12 protein-coding genes are annotated in these 15,966 nt (G+C 63.9%); all 12 read left to right on the top strand.

What is annotated here, in order from left to right; genetic code table 11:
- Nucleotides 1-34: 34 nt before the first annotated feature.
- Nucleotides 35-1,450, top strand: a complete 1,416-nt coding sequence (gene murC / locus VQ044_RS12865; RefSeq protein ID WP_327647625.1) for a UDP-N-acetylmuramate--L-alanine ligase — start codon at nucleotides 35-37, stop codon at nucleotides 1,448-1,450.
- Nucleotides 1,450-2,409: a UDP-N-acetylmuramate dehydrogenase gene (gene murB / locus VQ044_RS12860; RefSeq protein WP_327647624.1), complete on the top strand. Its 960-nt coding sequence runs from the start codon at nucleotides 1,450-1,452 to the stop codon at nucleotides 2,407-2,409. The genes murC and murB overlap by 1 nt, the downstream gene beginning before the upstream one ends.
- A 144-nt stretch (nucleotides 2,410-2,553) precedes the next feature.
- Nucleotides 2,554-3,477 carry a D-alanine--D-alanine ligase gene (locus VQ044_RS12855; RefSeq protein WP_327647622.1) on the top strand — a complete coding sequence of 308 codons (924 nt, stop codon included), beginning with the start codon at nucleotides 2,554-2,556 and terminating at the stop codon, nucleotides 3,475-3,477.
- Nucleotides 3,465-4,379 (top strand): cell division protein FtsQ/DivIB, encoded by a 915-nt coding sequence (locus VQ044_RS12850; RefSeq protein WP_327647620.1) that lies wholly within the window; start codon nucleotides 3,465-3,467, stop codon nucleotides 4,377-4,379. Before VQ044_RS12855 ends, VQ044_RS12850 begins: the two co-directional genes overlap by 13 nt.
- On the top strand, nucleotides 4,376-5,704 hold the full coding sequence (gene ftsA, locus VQ044_RS12845; protein WP_327647619.1) for a cell division protein FtsA: 1,329 nt from the start codon (nucleotides 4,376-4,378) through the stop codon (nucleotides 5,702-5,704). Before VQ044_RS12850 ends, ftsA begins: the two co-directional genes overlap by 4 nt.
- 123 nt (nucleotides 5,705-5,827) lie before the next feature.
- Nucleotides 5,828-7,369, top strand: a complete 1,542-nt coding sequence (gene ftsZ / locus VQ044_RS12840; protein ID WP_327647617.1) for a cell division protein FtsZ — start codon at nucleotides 5,828-5,830, stop codon at nucleotides 7,367-7,369.
- Between the two features lie 319 nt (nucleotides 7,370-7,688).
- Nucleotides 7,689-8,627 (top strand): UDP-3-O-acyl-N-acetylglucosamine deacetylase, encoded by a 939-nt coding sequence (gene lpxC / locus VQ044_RS12835; protein ID WP_327623045.1) that lies wholly within the window; start codon nucleotides 7,689-7,691, stop codon nucleotides 8,625-8,627.
- A gap of 128 nt (nucleotides 8,628-8,755) precedes the next feature.
- Nucleotides 8,756-9,637 carry an outer membrane protein assembly factor BamD gene (locus VQ044_RS12830; RefSeq protein WP_327647616.1) on the top strand — a complete coding sequence of 294 codons (882 nt, stop codon included), beginning with the start codon at nucleotides 8,756-8,758 and terminating at the stop codon, nucleotides 9,635-9,637.
- A 169-nt stretch (nucleotides 9,638-9,806) separates the two neighbouring features.
- Nucleotides 9,807-11,480 (top strand): DNA repair protein RecN, encoded by a 1,674-nt coding sequence (recN, locus tag VQ044_RS12825; protein WP_327647615.1) that lies wholly within the window; start codon nucleotides 9,807-9,809, stop codon nucleotides 11,478-11,480.
- Nucleotides 11,481-11,482: 2 nt separating this feature from the next.
- Nucleotides 11,483-12,595 carry an FAD-dependent oxidoreductase gene (locus tag VQ044_RS12820; protein WP_327647614.1) on the top strand — a complete coding sequence of 371 codons (1,113 nt, stop codon included), beginning with the start codon at nucleotides 11,483-11,485 and terminating at the stop codon, nucleotides 12,593-12,595.
- Nucleotides 12,596-12,632: 37 nt separating this feature from the next.
- Nucleotides 12,633-15,062, top strand: a complete 2,430-nt coding sequence (gene ligA, locus VQ044_RS12815) for an NAD-dependent DNA ligase LigA (protein WP_327647612.1) — start codon at nucleotides 12,633-12,635, stop codon at nucleotides 15,060-15,062.
- A gap of 349 nt (nucleotides 15,063-15,411) precedes the next feature.
- Nucleotides 15,412-15,900, top strand: coding sequence for an exonuclease domain-containing protein (locus VQ044_RS25670; RefSeq protein ID WP_442873820.1), 489 nt, complete (start codon nucleotides 15,412-15,414; stop codon nucleotides 15,898-15,900).
- The last annotated feature ends 66 nt before the right edge of the window (nucleotides 15,901-15,966 follow it).

The following is a 15,966-nucleotide window of genomic DNA, read 5'->3' as shown; positions in this document are numbered from 1 at the left end:
ACCGAAATTCTTTATAATACAGGGGGATGCGGCCATGAAAATGCCGCCGAACATCGGACCGGTCCACTTCATCGGGATTGGCGGTATCGGGATGAGCGGCATCGCCGAGGTGCTGCTCAATCTCGGCTACACCGTCCAGGGTTCCGACCAGAGTGAAAACGCCAACGTTCAGCGCCTGCGCGAGCTGGGAGTCCATGTCGCCGTCGGCCACGCCGCCGAAAATCTGGGTCTCGCCGAGGTGGTGGTCGTCTCGACCGCGATCAAGCGCTCGAATCCGGAGCTCGAAGCGGCCCGCGAGCGGCTGCTGCCGATCGTCCGGCGCGCCGAGATGCTGGCCGAACTGATGCGCTTCCGCCAGGCGATCGCCATCGGCGGCACCCATGGCAAGACCACCACGACCTCGATGGTGGCGACGCTGCTCGACGCCGGCGGTCTCGACCCGACCGTCGTCAACGGCGGTATCATCAACGCCTACGGCACCAATGCGCGAATGGGCGAGGGCGACTGGATGGTCGTCGAGGCGGACGAATCCGACGGCACTTTCCTGAAGCTGCCGGCCGATGTCGCCGTCGTCACCAACATCGATCCCGAGCATCTCGACCATTATGGCACCTTCGACGCCGTCCGAGCGGCGTTTCGGACATTCGTCGAGAACGTGCCGTTCTACGGTTTTGCGGTGATGTGCATCGATCACCCAGTGGTGCAGACGCTGATCTCCGAGATCGAGGATCGCCGGGTCATCACCTATGGCGAGAGCCCCCAGGCGGACGTGCGGTTCGAGAACCTGCAGGTCGAAGGCCCGAAATCCCGCTTCGACATTACCATTCGCGATCGGGTGACCGGGGCCGCCGAGCAGATCGAGAACCTCGTCCTGCCGATGCCGGGCCGCCATAACGTTTCCAACGCGACGGCCGCGATCGCAGTGGCGCATCGGCTGAACATCCCGGCGGACGCGATCCGCAAGGGACTTGATGGCTTCAGCGGCGTCAAGCGCCGCTTCACCCATACGGGCAATGTCGGCGGCGTCGACATCTACGACGACTACGGCCACCACCCGGTCGAGATTCGCGCTGTTCTGGCAGCGGCGCGAGCCTCGGCGAAGGGGCGGGTCATCGCCGTCGTGCAGCCGCATCGTTATTCTCGGCTGCAGGCGCTGTTCCCTGATTTCGCGGCCTGCTTCAACGACGCCGACACGGTGATCATTGCGCCGGTCTACGCCGCAGGCGAGGAACCGATCGGTTTTGTCAGCTCGGAAATCCTGGTCGAACGTCTCAAGCTTGGCGGACACCGCGACGCCCGCCTGATTGGTGGGCCAGAGGACCTTGCGCCGTTGATCCATGGGATAGCCAAGTCGGACGACATGGTCGTTTGCCTTGGCGCCGGCTCGATCACCCAGTGGGCCTATGCGCTGCCGAAGGAGCTGGCCGCACTCAACGGAGGCGGCAGTTGATGGATGGCGAGACAATGCTGGCAGGGCTCGGCGATCGGCTCAGCGGTGTTCGCGGCAGACTGACGCCAGGCGCGGGCATGGACAAGATCACCTGGTTTCGGGCCGGCGGCCCGGCAGAGCTGCTGTTTCAACCGGCGGACGAGGAGGATCTCGCCGCGTTTTTGGCGGCCTTGCCCGACGAGGTGCCCGTCCTTGTCGTCGGTATCGGTTCCAACTTGTTGGTGCGCGACGGCGGCGTGCCCGGCGTCGTCATCCGCCTGTCCGCCAAAGGCTTCGGCACGGCCGAGGCAATCGGCGATACGGCGATCCGCGCTGGCGCCGCGACGCCCAACAAACGGCTTGCCGCGACGGCGCGGGAAGCCGGCATCGGCGGGTTTCATTTCTATCATGGCATTCCCGGCGCGGTCGGCGGGGCGCTTCGCATGAACGCCGGTGCCAACGGCGTCGAGACCTGCGAGCGCGTCCGAGAAGTCCGCGCGCTCGACCGCAATGGCAATGTCCATGTCCTGGCGAATGCCGAGATGGGTTATGCCTATCGGCATTCCGACGCGGCGCCAGAGCTGATCTTCACCTCGGCGATCTTCGACGGATATGCGGCGGACAAGGACGACATCCGCGCGAAGATGGACGAGGTCCAGGAGCACCGCGAAACGGTCCAGCCGATCCGCGAGAAGACCGGCGGTTCTACCTTCAAGAACCCGCCGGGAACCTCCGCCTGGAAGGAAGTCGACAAGGCCGGTTGCCGCGGTCTCGTTATCGGCGGGGCGCAGATGTCGGAACTGCACTGCAACTTCATGATCAATACCGGCACGGCCACCGGCTACGATCTGGAATGCCTCGGCGAGACCGTGCGTGCGCGGGTGCTCGAGACCTCCGGCATCCGGCTCGACTGGGAGATCAAGCGGCTCGGCCGCTTTGCCGAAGGGCATGTTGTGGAGCCGTTTCTCGGACGGGGATGAGGCGTACGGGCCTGTCGGCAGTTGCTTTCAGAAACCATCTCCTTACGAAAATCTTGCTTTCGCCACAGTCGGTTAACTGCCGCTTAACCATCCGCCTGCGATGAATGGCCTCTAGCCTCGTTTGAGGAACGGATTGGGCGATTCATGGCCAAGCATGTGGCGGTATTGATGGGTGGATTTTCGTCGGAGCGGCCGGTCAGCCTCGCTTCCGGCAACGCCTGCGCCGACGCGCTTCAGGCTGCCGGCTATGCGGTGACGCGCGTTGACGTCGACCGCGATGTCGCCGACGCGCTGGTCAAGCTGAAGCCCGATGTCGCCTTCAATGCCCTGCACGGCCCCTATGGCGAGGACGGCACGATCCAGGGCATTCTCGAATATCTGGCGGTTCCTTATACCCATTCCGGCGTGCTCGCCTCGGCGCTCGCCATGCACAAGGAACTGGCAAAGACCGTCGCCAAGGCGGCGGGCGTGCCGGTGGCCGAAGCCAAGGTGTGCCATCGCCTCGACGCCGCCAGCAAACACGTCTTGTCGCCGCCCTACGTAGTCAAGCCGGTGGCCGAGGGCTCCAGCTTCGGCGTGCTGATCGTGCGCGAAGACCAGGCTCATCCGCCGCAGGAACTCACCAGTGACGAATGGCCTTATGGCGACATCGTCATGGTCGAACGCTTCGTCGCCGGAAGGGAACTGACCTGCGCGGTGATGGGCGATGTGGCGCTCGAAGTCTGCGAGATCACCACCGAGGGCCACGCCTTCTACGATTACGATTCCAAATATGCCCCCGGCGGCTCCAGCCACGTCGTGCCGGCCAAGATTCCGGCCAAGGTCGCGCGGCGCATTCAGGAATGGTCGCTCGCCGCTCACAAGGCGATCGGCTGCCGCGGCGTTTCGCGTTCTGATTTTCGCTACGACGACCGGTTCGGCGAGGGCGGTGAGGTGATCTGGCTGGAGGTGAACACCCAGCCCGGCATGACCGAGACCTCGTTGGTGCCCGATATCGCCGCGGCCTCCGGCCATGCCTTCCCCGAGCTTCTGACCTGGATGGTGGAGGACGCCTCATGCAATCGCTGAACGCCAACCGGCGCCAGGGCGACGTACGGACCGGTACGCCCAGCCAGCTGACCTTGCGTGTGCTGCGCGCCGGGCGCCGGGCCTCCAGCCTCGCTACCAGCGTCGCGAGACTGCCGATACCGCGTTTCGGGGCGCTCGCCGCCGTGGTGATCGGCTCGACCCTGGTCTACGGCATGTCGGTGGGCGGCCATACGGTGACCGTCATCGACAATATTGCTCAGCCGCTCGGCTTTCCGATCGAGGCGATCGACGTGACGGGCAATTCGGAAACTTCCGAGATCGACGTTCTGCAGGCGCTCTGGCAGACCGGGTCACAGAGCCTGTTCTCGCTCGACCCGGCCGCGGCTCGCCAGACACTGGAAGCGATGCCTTGGGTCGACCGCGCCTCGGTCGCCAAGATCTTTCCCGATCGGGTCAGGATCACCCTGTCCGAACATCGTCCCTACGCCGTTTGGCAAAAGGGGCGTGAGTTCGTCGTGGTCAACCGCGAGGGCAAGGAGATCGTCCCCTTTGAACCCGGCCGCTTCGCCAATCTGCCTATTGTCGTCGGGACCGGCGCGGCCACCCACGCCGCTGCGCTCCTCGACGAACTGGAAGTGTTGCCCGAGCTTCGCGCAAGGGTGAAGGCGTATATTCGGGTGGGAAATCGTCGGTGGGATTTGCGGCTCGAAAACAGCATCGCGATCGAGCTCCCCGAGGATGATCCGGTGGAGGCACTCGCCGAGGTGGCGCGGATGGATCGGGAGAACGGGCTTTTGTCGCGCGATATCGCCGCCGTCGACATGCGGCTCGCCGACCGGATCGTGATCAAGCTCACGCCCGACGCTCTGGTTCGGCGCAATGCCGCTCTGAAGGAGCGAGAGAAAATTTTCAAGCGTAGCCGGAAGGATGACCCGGTATGAGTGTGTTTCAACGTGGCCGGGACGAACTTCCGCGTATCAAGGCGCTGCCGAAGCGCCGTTCGCGGGTCATCTCGGTGCTCGATGTCGGTTCGGAAAAGGTGGCCTGCCTGATCGCTCGGCTGACGCCGCGCGTCGCCAGCGAAATGCTGCCCGGTCGGACCCATACGATCGAAGTGATCGGCGTCGGTCACCAGCGCTCGCACGGCATCAAGTCGGGCGTGGTCATCGATCTCGACGCGGCGGAACAGTCGGTCCGGCACGCGGTCGACGCGGCGGAGCGGATGGCTGGACTGACCATCGAATCGCTCATCGTCTCGGTCACGGCTGGCCGGCTCAAGAGCCTGCGCGGCGCCGCCGAGATCGACATCGTCGGCGAGGTTTCCCAGACCGACGTTTCGCAGGTCCTCGGTCTCGCCGCGAAGCTGCCGCTCGAGGAGCGCCGGGTGGCGTTGCATTCGCTCGCCTTCGATCTGTCGATCGACGGCGAGAGCGGTCTCGACAAGGTCGTCGGCATGAGCGGCAATCGGCTGGGCGCGGACATGCATGTGCTGACCGCGGAGGAAACGCCGTTGCGCAATCTCGAGGCGGTCATCAATCGCGCCCGACTGATGGTCGAGGCCTTTGTGGCGACGCCCTATGCCAGCGCGCTGTCGACATTGGTCGAGGACGAGGCGGCGATGGGGTCGGCCTGCATCGACATGGGGGGCGGTGCGACGACCATCGCGATCTTCCAGAATGGTCGCTTCGTCTATGCCGATCAGGTCGCACTCGGCGGCAATCACATCACCATGGATCTCGCCCGCGGCCTGTCGATCCGGCCAGCCGATGCGGAGCGGCTCAAGGTCATGCACGGCTGCACTCTGAGCGAGTTGATGCAGGACGACGACAGGGTGCCTGTCGTGCCGCTCGGGGAAGAGGGCGGACACGACTCCAAATCCACCGTCGCGCGTTCGCTGATCGCCAAGATCATCCGGCCGCGCGTCGAGGAAACCCTGGAGCTTGTCCGCGACCGTCTGGCCGCCTCAGGGCTCGGCCACGTCATCGGCAAGCGCGTGGTCTTGACCGGCGGCGCCAGCCAGCTTGCCGGCATGAGCGATACGGCGCGCAGCATCCTCCAGCGCAATGTCCGGCTCGGACGACCAGTCGGGGTTGCCGGGCTCAATCCATCCAACAAGGGGCCAGCCTTCGCGACCTCCGTCGGCCTGCTGATCTACCCGCAGGTCGCCCATCGCGAGAACACCGGCCAATCGTCGATCGCGGCTTTCGCGCTCGATCAGAACACCAGGACGGGACGTTTCGGATCCTGGCTCCGGCGGAGCCTTTGAGACAGCGCGGCCGGACTGCCGGCCGGCCGCGAAAACATACGGTGCGCGCCGCGCGCCGCAGCAACTGACAATGCGAACGGCCGCGCGGCGAAACGGCCCGAAACTGCGATAGAGGAACAGGTTATGAGCACGAACCCGAACAAGACCGACATCACCGAGCTGAAGCCCCGCATCACCGTTTTCGGCGTCGGCGGCGGCGGCTGCAATGCGGTCAACAACATGATCAATGCCGGCCTCGAAGGTGTCGAGTTCGTGATCGCCAACACCGACGCCCAGGCGCTGCGCTCGTCCAAGGCCGAGCGGATCATCCAGATGGGCGTCGCCGTCACCGAGGGTCTCGGTGCCGGTTCGCAGCCGGAAGTCGGCCGTGCCGCCGCCGAGGAATCGATCGACGAGGTCTGCGACCATCTCCTCGGCTCGCATATGTGCTTCGTCACCGCCGGCATGGGGGGCGGAACCGGCACCGGCGCCGCGCCGGTCGTTGCGCGCGCCGCACGGGAAAAGGGCATCCTCACGGTTGGCGTCGTTACCAAGCCGTTCCATTTCGAAGGCCAGCGCCGGCTGCGGATCGCCGACGAGGGCATCGAGGAACTGCAGAAGAACGTCGATACGCTGATCGTCATTCCGAACCAGAACCTGTTCCGGATCGCCAACGACAAGACCACCTTCGCCGACGCCTTCGGCATGGCTGATCAGGTGCTGTATTCGGGCGTCGCCTGCATCACCGACCTGATGGTCAAGGAAGGGCTGATCAATCTCGATTTCGCCGACGTGCGTTCGGTGATGCGCGAGATGGGCAAGGCGATGATGGGTACCGGCGAGGCCTCCGGCGAAGGCCGCGCGATGGCCGCCGCCGAAGCCGCGATCGCCAACCCGCTGCTCGACGAGACGTCGATGAAGGGCGCGCGGGGACTGTTGATCTCGATCACCGGTGGCCGCGATCTCACCCTGTTCGAGGTGGACGAGGCGGCGACCCGCATCCGTGAAGAGGTCGACCAGGACGCCAACATCATTCTTGGGGCCACTTTCGACGAAGCGCTGGAGGGGATCATCCGGGTCTCGGTGGTCGCGACCGGTATCGACAAGGTCGAGACGGTCCTCGCCGGGCGCGTCCCCGACCGCCACGCCGTGCCAGCCGCCGCCGCGCCGCGTGCCGTGCCGCAGGCTCAATCGGCGATGACCCATGTCGAAGTCGCGGAGCCGGCGCCCGTTCTCACGGCCGCAGTCGCAGCGGATGAGTTCGAGGAAGAGATCGAAGACGATTTCACCGACGCGCTCGAAGCCGAGATCGCCCAGGTCAGCTCGTTGGCTCCGACCGCCGCGCAATCGGCGCCGCGCATGCCCCGGGTGGAGGATTTTCCGCCGGTGGTCCGCGCCGAGATCGAAAGCCGCGCCGCCGAGCACCATGGTGAGGACCGCGGCCCGATGGGGTTGCTGCGCCGGCTGACGACGGGCTTGTCGCGCCGTGACGAAGAGGACGCCCATCCGGCTGAAATGCGACAGACCCCGGCCGAGAGCCCGCGTCGGGCCGTCGTCGAGCCAAATCCCTATGCGCCCCGGCGTGTGGCGGCCGAATCAGCAGCCCGACCAGCGTCCCAGCCACGTCCCATTGGTGATGACGATCAGCTTGAGATTCCTGCGTTTTTGCGCCGACAAGCCAACTGATCCCTCACTGTTACCAGTTTGACACAAGGCCCGCCGCGGAACCGGCGGGCCTTTGTTTCTTTAACCTTTTGAAAAATATACGATTTAAGTGGTTGTTAACTGCGTCGACGGTAACAACGGGTAAGAATCCGTGATTTGGCTGGCGAACGGCTCCGTTCTAGGTGTTGCAGCGTGTTTTAGACATCTCGACGGCGTGATTCTCCTGGGGAGGGGTGTCAATGGGCGTCGACGGGGCGTCTCCCGATGAGGGTGCCAATCTCCAGGAAGAGCGAATGGATATTCGTTTGATGGTTGGCGGGAAAGGTTGCCAATTGTGTTGATGTTTCAGCAGACGCTTGGTTCGCGGGTCGACTTTGATGGCGTAGGCGTCCACAGCGGTCTTCCTGTCCAGCTGAGCCTGCTCCCGGCCGAGGCCCATACCGGCATCGTCTTCCATCTGTTCGACAAATGCGACCTTCTGCACGAGATCAAGGCGATTTCGGCGAATGCCGCGCTGATGGATCTTTCCACCGTCGTCGGTGATCCGCGCGGCGCTCATGTCGCGACCATCGAGCATCTGATGGCGGCGCTCTATGCCATGGGCATCGACAATGTCGTCGTGCAGATCGATGCGCATGAGACGCCGATCATGGACGGATGCGCTGCCGCCTTCATCGCCGCGATTCGCGAGTCGGGCATCATCAGCCAGGCCGCCAGGCGGCGTTTCCTGCGCGTTTTGAAGCCCGTGACCGTCGAGATGAACGGCGCCCGCGCCGAATACCGTCCGCATAACGGCACGCGATTCGAGATCGAGATCGATTTCGATAGCCCCGTCATCGGACGCCAGACCTATTGCGCCGATCTCACGGCCGATCGCTTCGCCGCGGATCTGTCGCGGGCACGCACCTTCGGATTCATGAAGGATGTCGAGCGTCTCTGGGCCGCCGGCTATGCTCTGGGCTCCTCGCTCGATAATTCCGTGGTCATCGGCGACGACGGGCGGATCATCAATCCCGACGGGCTCCGCTATACGGACGAGTTCGTTCGCCATAAGGCACTGGACGCGGTCGGTGACCAGGCGCTTGCCGGCGCGCGCGTGCTCGGCTGCTACCGCTCCTATCGCGGCGGTCACAAGCTCAACGCGCTGGCGCTGCAGGCACTGCTCGCCGACCATCGCGCCTATGAGATCGTCGAGATGCCCTCACGCCTCGTCGACCCGGTTCGCCATGCGCCGCTCGTTGCGGTGGCCGCGCCTGCCTACGGTCCGCAGACCCTTTAATATAACGTCAAGTGACGGTTCGCCCGGGTGCCCGCGTCATAAAAAAGACGGGTTGGTTCGGCTTTCAACGTTGCTGGCGTCGAGGGCACGGCGTAAACAGGCCTTCGAACGGCAGGGGATCGGCACGAATGAGCAATCCGCACAGCATTGAGATCACGCGCCGCTGGCGGACGGGGTGGCTCGGCCTCGGTCTGGCGCTTGGAATCGCCGCCCTCGGCCTCGGCGGTTGTGCGTCCTCCGGCAACACCGATGTCGAGGCTTTGGCGCTTGCCGCGCAGACAGAGCCGCCAGACGTCCTCTACAATCAGGGCCTGGCCAATCTCGAGGGTGGTCGTCTGGGCGAGGCTGCGAAGAAATTCGAGGCCATCGATCGCCAGCATCCCTATTCGGAATGGGCCCGCAAGGCGCTGGTGATGAACGCATTCGCCAGCTACCGCAGCGGCGAGTACGAGGCCGCCATCAGCTCGGCCAAGCGCTATCTCTCGCTCTACCCTGGCAGCGAGGAAGCCGCCTACGCGCAATATATCATCGGCTTGGCCTATTATAAGCAGATCCCGGACGTTACCCGCGACCAGAAGGAAGCCGCCCGCGCGGCCGCTGCGATGCGCGAGGTGATGGAGAAATATCCCGACTCCGTCTATGCCGAGGATGCGGGCAACAAGGTCCGAATCGCCCGCGATCAGCTGGCCGGCAAGGAGATGCAGGTCGGGCGCTATTACTTGGAACGCCGCGAATACGTCGCCGCGATCAACCGCTTCAAGAACGTCGTCGATGTTTATCCCGAATCGCGGCAGGTCGAAGAGGCGCTCGCGCGTCTGACCGAAGCCTATTACGCCATGGGTCTGACCCGCGAGGCGCAGGCCGCCGCCTCGGTGCTCGGTCAGAACTATCCGGACTCGCCCTGGTATCGCGACTCCTACCAACTCCTGCAGAGCAAGGGCCTTGCGCCGCGCGAAGGCGGAGCGACGTCCTGGTTCGGCACCATCGGCCGGAAGATCGCCGGCGGCTGACCCCGGCAGTCCGGTTGCTCTGTGGGTCGACCGTTTCTAGTTTGTCGGGCGGCCGGTTGAACGACCGGTCGCCCTTTTCGTTTCCGCCGCCATCCTCTCGCTCGCCGAATGCGCTATCTCGGTAACGCGGTTGCCATTGGGGCGCCGCTTCATTACCGACGATCCGGTCATGCTGGTTCATCTTTCGATCCGCGACATCGTTCTCATCGAACGGCTCGACCTTGCCCTCGGCGAAGGCCTCTCCGTGCTCACGGGTGAGACCGGCGCCGGCAAGTCGATCCTTCTCGACGCGCTTTCGCTCGCGCTCGGGGGGCGGGGCGATGGCGGTCTGGTGCGTCATGGCGCCAAGCAGGGTGAGGTGACCGCGGTCTTCGATCTGCCGGCCGGGTTCGGCGTCCGCACGCTGCTCGACGAGAACGGCTTCGACGACGACGGCGATGTGATCCTGCGCCGCGTTCAGAGCGCCGACGGTCGCACCCGTGGCTTCATCAACGACCGTCCCGCCAGCGTCGCGCTGATGCGACAGGTCGGGCAGGCCCTCGTCGAAATCCACGGCCAGCACGCCGACCGGGCGCTGGTCGACCCGGAAGCGCACCGCACCCTGCTCGATCAGTATGGTGGGCTCGAGCGCGAGGCGGCGGCGGTGGCCGGCGCGCACGCGGCCTGGCGGAGCACCGAGCAGGAGCTGCGCGCGCACCGCGCCAGGGTGGAGGCCGCGGCGCGTGAGGCCGACTATATTCGCGCCGCCGTCGAGGAACTGTCCGATCTCGCTCCGATCGCCGGCGAGGAGGACGAACTCGCCGAACGCCGCCAGATCATGATGCGCTCCGAGAAGATCGTGACGGACGTCAACGATGCCCATGAAGAACTGTCCGGGTCCGCGTCACCGATCCCGCCGCTGGCGGGTCTCCTGAAGCGTCTCGACCGCAAGCGCGATCAGCTGCCGGGCCTGCTTGATCCCACCATCGAACGGCTCGATGTGGCCCTCGATGCGCTGTCGGATGCCCAGATGGCTTTGCAAGAGGCATTGCGCTCGCTCGAATTCGATCCGCGCGCACTGGAAGAAACCGAGGAGCGGCTGTTTGCGCTCCGGGCGGCGGGCCGCAAATTCTCGGTCCCCGTCGACGCGCTGCCCGAACTCACAGCAAAGATGATCGGCGACCTGGCCGATCTCGACGCTGGTGAGGAGCGTTTGGCCCGGCTCGAGGCCGAACTGGCCGAAAAACGGACGCTGTTCGATCGCAACGCCGCCGCGCTGTCCGAACAGCGTCAGGAGGCCGCGCGGCTGCTGGAAGCCGCCGTGATGGCCGAGCTCCCCGATCTCAAGCTCGATCGCGCGGCGTTTCTGGTCGAGATGGCAAGCGACCCGGACCGGCCCTCGGCCGCCGGTATCGACACGGTCGAGTTCTACGTTCGCACCAATCCCGGCACCCGCGCCGGGGCAATGATGAAGGTTGCGTCCGGCGGCGAGCTGTCGCGTTTTCTGTTGGCGCTGAAAGTCGCGCTCGCCGATCGGGGATCGGCGCCGACGCTAGTCTTCGACGAGATCGACACCGGCGTCGGCGGCGCCGTTGCCGATGCGATCGGCCGGCGCCTGGCGCGGCTGGCCGGGACTGTCCAGGTGCTCGCCGTAACCCATGCGCCGCAGGTTGCGGCCCGCGCCGCGACGCATCTTCTGATTTCCAAGGCCGCCGCCGACGCCGGCGAGGATCGGGTCGCCACCCGTGTCGCGCCGATCGGCGAGGCGGGGAGACGCGAGGAGATCGCCCGCATGCTTGCCGGCGAAACGGTGACCGACGAGGCTCGCGCCGCCGCCGAACGGCTGATCGGCGCGGGAGCTTGAAGATGACGAGGCCTGAACGCGTTCTCATCGTCGGCGCGGGCCCGGTGGGGCTTGCCGCGGCCGTCGAATTCCGTCGGCGTGGCTTTCATCCCCGCATCATCGACTCCGGGGAGGGGCCGACGGACGCGGCACAGTCACGGGCGCTCGGCATCCTGCCGACGACGCTCGACATCCTCACCGCCTCCGGCATAGCCGACCGGCTGCTCGCCGAGGGCGGCCGGATTGAGAACGCCGAGATTTCTCTCGATGGAAAGCGCCTGTTCAGGATTTCGACCAAGCCGGCCCGCACGCGTCACAACTTCATCCTGACGCTGCCGCAGGGGCGCACCGAGCGGCTGATGATCGAGTGGCTCGCGGCCCATGATGTCACGGTCGAATGGAATACTGCCTTCGTCTCGCTCGCCGATACCCACGCGCCGCGGGTCAGCCTGTCGAATGGCGAGACCGTGGCGGCCGATCTGGTGCTTGGCGCCGACGGCGTTCATTCGGCGGTGCGCGAGGACGTCGGCATTCCCTGGAGCGGCGAGGGCTATCCGGCCGAGTTCGCCCTGGCCGACGTGGTCTTCGAGCGGCCGGTCGAGGCTTCGACGGCCAGGGCTAATCTCAGGACCGCGAAGGGCGGCCACGGAGGAGCGGTCGCGCTGCTGCCTCTCAGTGCGACCACGGGCCGCTATGTCGGCATCGCGCCGTCCACCGATGCGCTGCTGGCCGGAATCGAGGGCATTACCTCGATTACCTGGGAATCACGCTTTTCGGTCAGCTTCCGGCATGCCGAGCGTATGGCCAAGGGTCGGGTGTTCCTGGCTGGCGATGCCGCCCATGTTCATTCGCCGGTCGGCGGCCGCGGCATGAATCTGGGCATCTGGGATGCGGGCTGGCTCGCCTATCTCGCCAGCGAGGGGCGTCAGAGCGAATACGAGATGCGCCGGCTGCCCTCGGTGCGGCGGGTGCTGAAGGATACGCGGCAAATGACCGATGTCATCGCCGCGCCGTCGGCCAATATTCTCAATCTGCTGCGCTACGCGATGCCGCTGGCGACGCAACTGCCGTGGGTGCGAAGGAAGATCGCCGAACGGCTCTTGGCGCTCGACCTGCCGCAGCCCGAATGGCTATGACGGGTGCGTGTGGAACGGGCAGGGAATCGCGAACGCCATGAACGACAAGCCGGTCGACGATCTCGATGAACAGGAGGCGGCGAGCGAGCTCGAACGTCTGGCGCGCGAGATCGCCGAACACGACGGGCGCTATTATCGCGAGGACGCGCCGACGATCTCGGACGCCGACTACGACGCGCTGCGCCGCCGCAACTCCGCGATCGAGGCGCGGTTTCCCGAACTGATCCGATCGGACTCGCCGTCACGGCGGGTCGGATCGGAGGTGTCGGAGAAATTCGAGAAGATCCGCCACGCGTTGCCGATGCTGTCGCTCGACAACGCTTTTTCGGATGAGGACGTCGCCGATTTCGCCAAACGCGTCCGCCGCTTCCTGAAGCTCGCCGAGGACTCAGCCCTGGCGATCACCGCTGAGCCCAAGATCGACGGTCTGTCGCTGTCGCTGCGCTACCAGAACGGCGAACTCGTCTCGGCGGCGACCCGGGGCGACGGGACGACCGGCGAGGACGTGACCCGCAACGCCCGGACCATCGATGACATTCCGAACCGGCTGAAGGGCGATGCGCCGGAGATCTTCGAGGTGCGCGGCGAGGTCTATATGAGCCACGCAGCCTTCGCCGCCCTCAACGCCCGGCAGGCCGAGGAGGAGAAGCCGGTCTACGCCAATCCGCGCAACGCCGCCGCCGGCTCGCTGCGCCAGCTCGACGCTGGGATCACCCGTGGCCGCGCCTTGCGATTTTTCGCCTATGCCTGGGGCGAGGCGAGCGATGTGCCCGGCAAGACCCAAATGGAGGTCGTCGCGGCGCTGGGCGGTTTCGGTTTTTCCACCACCGATTTGATGCGCCGCTTCGACACGATCGAGGGGCTGATCGAGCATTATCACCGGATCGAGGAGAGCCGCGCGAGCCTCGGCTACGACATCGACGGCGTCGTCTACAAGGTCGACGATCTGGCCTTGCAGAAGCGGCTCGGCTCCGTCTCGCGCTCGCCGCGCTGGGCGATCGCCCACAAGTTTCCCGCCGAGCAGGCGACGACGGTTCTGAGGGCGATCGAGATCCAGGTCGGCCGCACCGGCGCGCTGACCCCGGTCGCCAAGCTCGACCCGGTCACCGTCGGCGGCGTCGTCGTCTCCAACGCCACGCTGCACAACGAGGACTACATTAAGGGCGTTGGTCAGGATGGTGGGATCCTCCGGGAAGGCCGCGACATTCGTATTGGCGATACGGTGATCATTCAGCGCGCCGGCGACGTCATCCCCCAAGTAATCGACATCCTCCCGGAAAAGCGTCAGACGGAATCGAAACCGTACGTGTTTCCGACCCGCTGCCCGATCTGCCACAGCCATGCGGTGCGAGAGTTCAATCCTCGCATAGGGAGGCATAGTTCAAAGAGACATTGCACGGCGGGGCTAACTTGTCCGGCACAGGGAAAAGAGCGGCTCAAGCACTTTGTGTCGCGGAACGCCTTCGATATCGAGGGCTTTGGAGAAACCTACATCGAAGCGCTGTTCGATGCAGGGTTGATTAAAGAGCCTGCTGATATCTTCAAGCTGGAGTTCGACTCGCTTAAGGACGTGCTCGCGAAACGACGGGAGGAAATTGCACGAACGAAGCGTGCCGCAACCGGAAAACCAGAGCCGAAAAAGAAGGCAAATGCAAAAGCGAAAGGCGGGGAAGATCTTTCGGTCAAAAACTTGCTGAACGCGATCGCAAAGCGACGTGAGGTTGCACTCGACCGTTTTCTATTTTCCTTTGGCATTGATAATGTCGGAGAGACTACATCGAAGGCTCTGGCAAAGCAGTATGGAGGCATCGATCAGGTCATAACTGCAGCTCTTCTTGCTGCCGGTGAGAAGCCCGGCGATGATTGGGCCAAGCTAGACTCGGTAAAATCGATAGGCGAAAAGACCATCGACAAAATTATTGAAGCGGCCAAGAAGCATCATAGCGACGAGACGTGGAGCCCTTATCGAGACCAGACCCTTAGATTGACGGCGAAACAACGATTAGCACTCCGTGAGCACTACGAGAGCGATGAGGTATTTAGGGTCGCGCTTTCGCGCGCGGTCGAACAGCAGCCGGGTCCAACCTTCAAAAAGCTTTCCAAGGGCGTCGACGTTGGAGAGGTGGCTGCTTTGTCCCTCATCGAATTCTTTGAAGAAGATCGTAACAGAAAAGCGGTAAATGATCTTCTTAATCAGGTAAATGTGTTGTGGAAATCGCCGGATCTCACGAATTTGATATTCGGCGGCCAGACGATAGTTTTTACTGGATCGCTTGAAAAATTGACTCGTGCCGAAGCGCAGGCACAGGCGGAGGAGAGGGGAGCAAAAGTCTCCAGTTCTGTTTCCGCAAAGACCAATCTGGTTGTGGCAGGTCAGAAGGCGGGCTCGAAACTCGCCGACGCCCAAAAGCACGGCGTCAAGGTAATCTCGGAAGACGAATGGTTGCATCTCATTTCGGTCGGTTGAGTCCCAAGTCTGTCGCCTTTAGGTTGGGGTGGCAAAATCGGAGTGGTGGACCGCATGAAAGTCGTGGCAGTGGACTTCGAAACGGCTACGAGTAGCCGCGACAGTGCCTGCGCCATTGGGTTGGCGTGGATTGAAGGAGACTCTATTAGAGTCCGTTTCGAAACTCACTGCGGCGGGTTCAAAGGCCCCTCGGATGGTCGCTCCGCAATGACATGATACCCGATTTCCGCGGGTTTGGGCGNAGAGTCCGTTTCGAAACTCACTGCGGCGGGTTCAAAGGCCCCTCGGATGGTCGCTCCGCAATGACATGATACCCGATTTCCGCGGGTTTGGGCGTCCCGGGTGAACCATGGAGGCTGGTCTTGGCAGGGTTTCGAAACGGCCTCTTACACGCCGCGAATATCGCCTTATTCGACCACGCCAAACTCAATTCAATCCTATCAATATAAGCATTCATGGAATTACCGAAGACGATGTGCGGGATTCACCAGAATTTCCAGACGTATTTCATGAATTTATTAGCGAACTGGAGGGCGCTCTTTTGCTTGCGCATAACTCCAGTTTCGATATTTCCGTTCTCAATGCGTCCTTGCGGGCATATGGACTTGCCCGCCCTCAATTCCTCTCGGCATGTACGTTAGCCCTTTCGCGTAGGATTTGGCCGACTGAACCTAGCCACCGTTTGTCCACACTCGCTCATCGCTTTGGGGTGAACTTCCAACATCATCATGCTGGAGAAGATGCTTTCGCTTGCGCCAATATTGCCCTTGAGGGCGTGCGACATACGGCAGCTAATGATGTCGTCGATTTGGCACGGGAATGTCCCGGTCTCTGTTGAAACTCTGAAGTGGGCGGCGTTGCCCGCCTTGAGCCGTTAGGCTCGGGGTGCCGATTCCACTGAGGA

Origin of the sequence: Aurantimonas sp. C2-5-R2 (assembly GCF_036549495.1) — a bacterium.
GTDB lineage: Bacteria > Pseudomonadota > Alphaproteobacteria > Rhizobiales > Rhizobiaceae > Aurantimonas > Aurantimonas coralicida_A.
The sequence above is the reverse complement of the archived record's forward strand: the minus strand, read 5'-3'. Positions and strand labels throughout refer to the sequence as shown.

Bases quoted from the DNA above. Each gene is read 5' to 3' on its own strand.
- VQ044_RS12855 (WP_327647622.1), top strand. From the start codon at position 2,554: ATGGCCAAGCATGTGGCGGTATTGATGGGTGGATTTTCGTCGGAGCGG.
- VQ044_RS25670 (WP_442873820.1), top strand. From the start codon at position 15,412: ATGGAGGCTGGTCTTGGCAGGGTTTCGAAACGGCCTCTTACACGCCGC.
- VQ044_RS12820 (WP_327647614.1), top strand. From the start codon at position 11,483: ATGACGAGGCCTGAACGCGTTCTCATCGTCGGCGCGGGCCCGGTGGGG.
- VQ044_RS12830 (WP_327647616.1), top strand. From the start codon at position 8,756: ATGAGCAATCCGCACAGCATTGAGATCACGCGCCGCTGGCGGACGGGG.
- ligA (WP_327647612.1), top strand. From the start codon at position 12,633: ATGAACGACAAGCCGGTCGACGATCTCGATGAACAGGAGGCGGCGAGC.
- ftsA (WP_327647619.1), top strand. From the start codon at position 4,376: ATGAGTGTGTTTCAACGTGGCCGGGACGAACTTCCGCGTATCAAGGCG.
- recN (WP_327647615.1), top strand. From the start codon at position 9,807: ATGCTGGTTCATCTTTCGATCCGCGACATCGTTCTCATCGAACGGCTC.
- ftsZ (WP_327647617.1), top strand. From the start codon at position 5,828: ATGAGCACGAACCCGAACAAGACCGACATCACCGAGCTGAAGCCCCGC.
- lpxC (WP_327623045.1), top strand. From the start codon at position 7,689: ATGTTTCAGCAGACGCTTGGTTCGCGGGTCGACTTTGATGGCGTAGGC.
- murC (WP_327647625.1), top strand. From the start codon at position 35: ATGAAAATGCCGCCGAACATCGGACCGGTCCACTTCATCGGGATTGGC.
- murB (WP_327647624.1), top strand. From the start codon at position 1,450: ATGGATGGCGAGACAATGCTGGCAGGGCTCGGCGATCGGCTCAGCGGT.
- VQ044_RS12850 (WP_327647620.1), top strand. From the start codon at position 3,465: ATGCAATCGCTGAACGCCAACCGGCGCCAGGGCGACGTACGGACCGGT.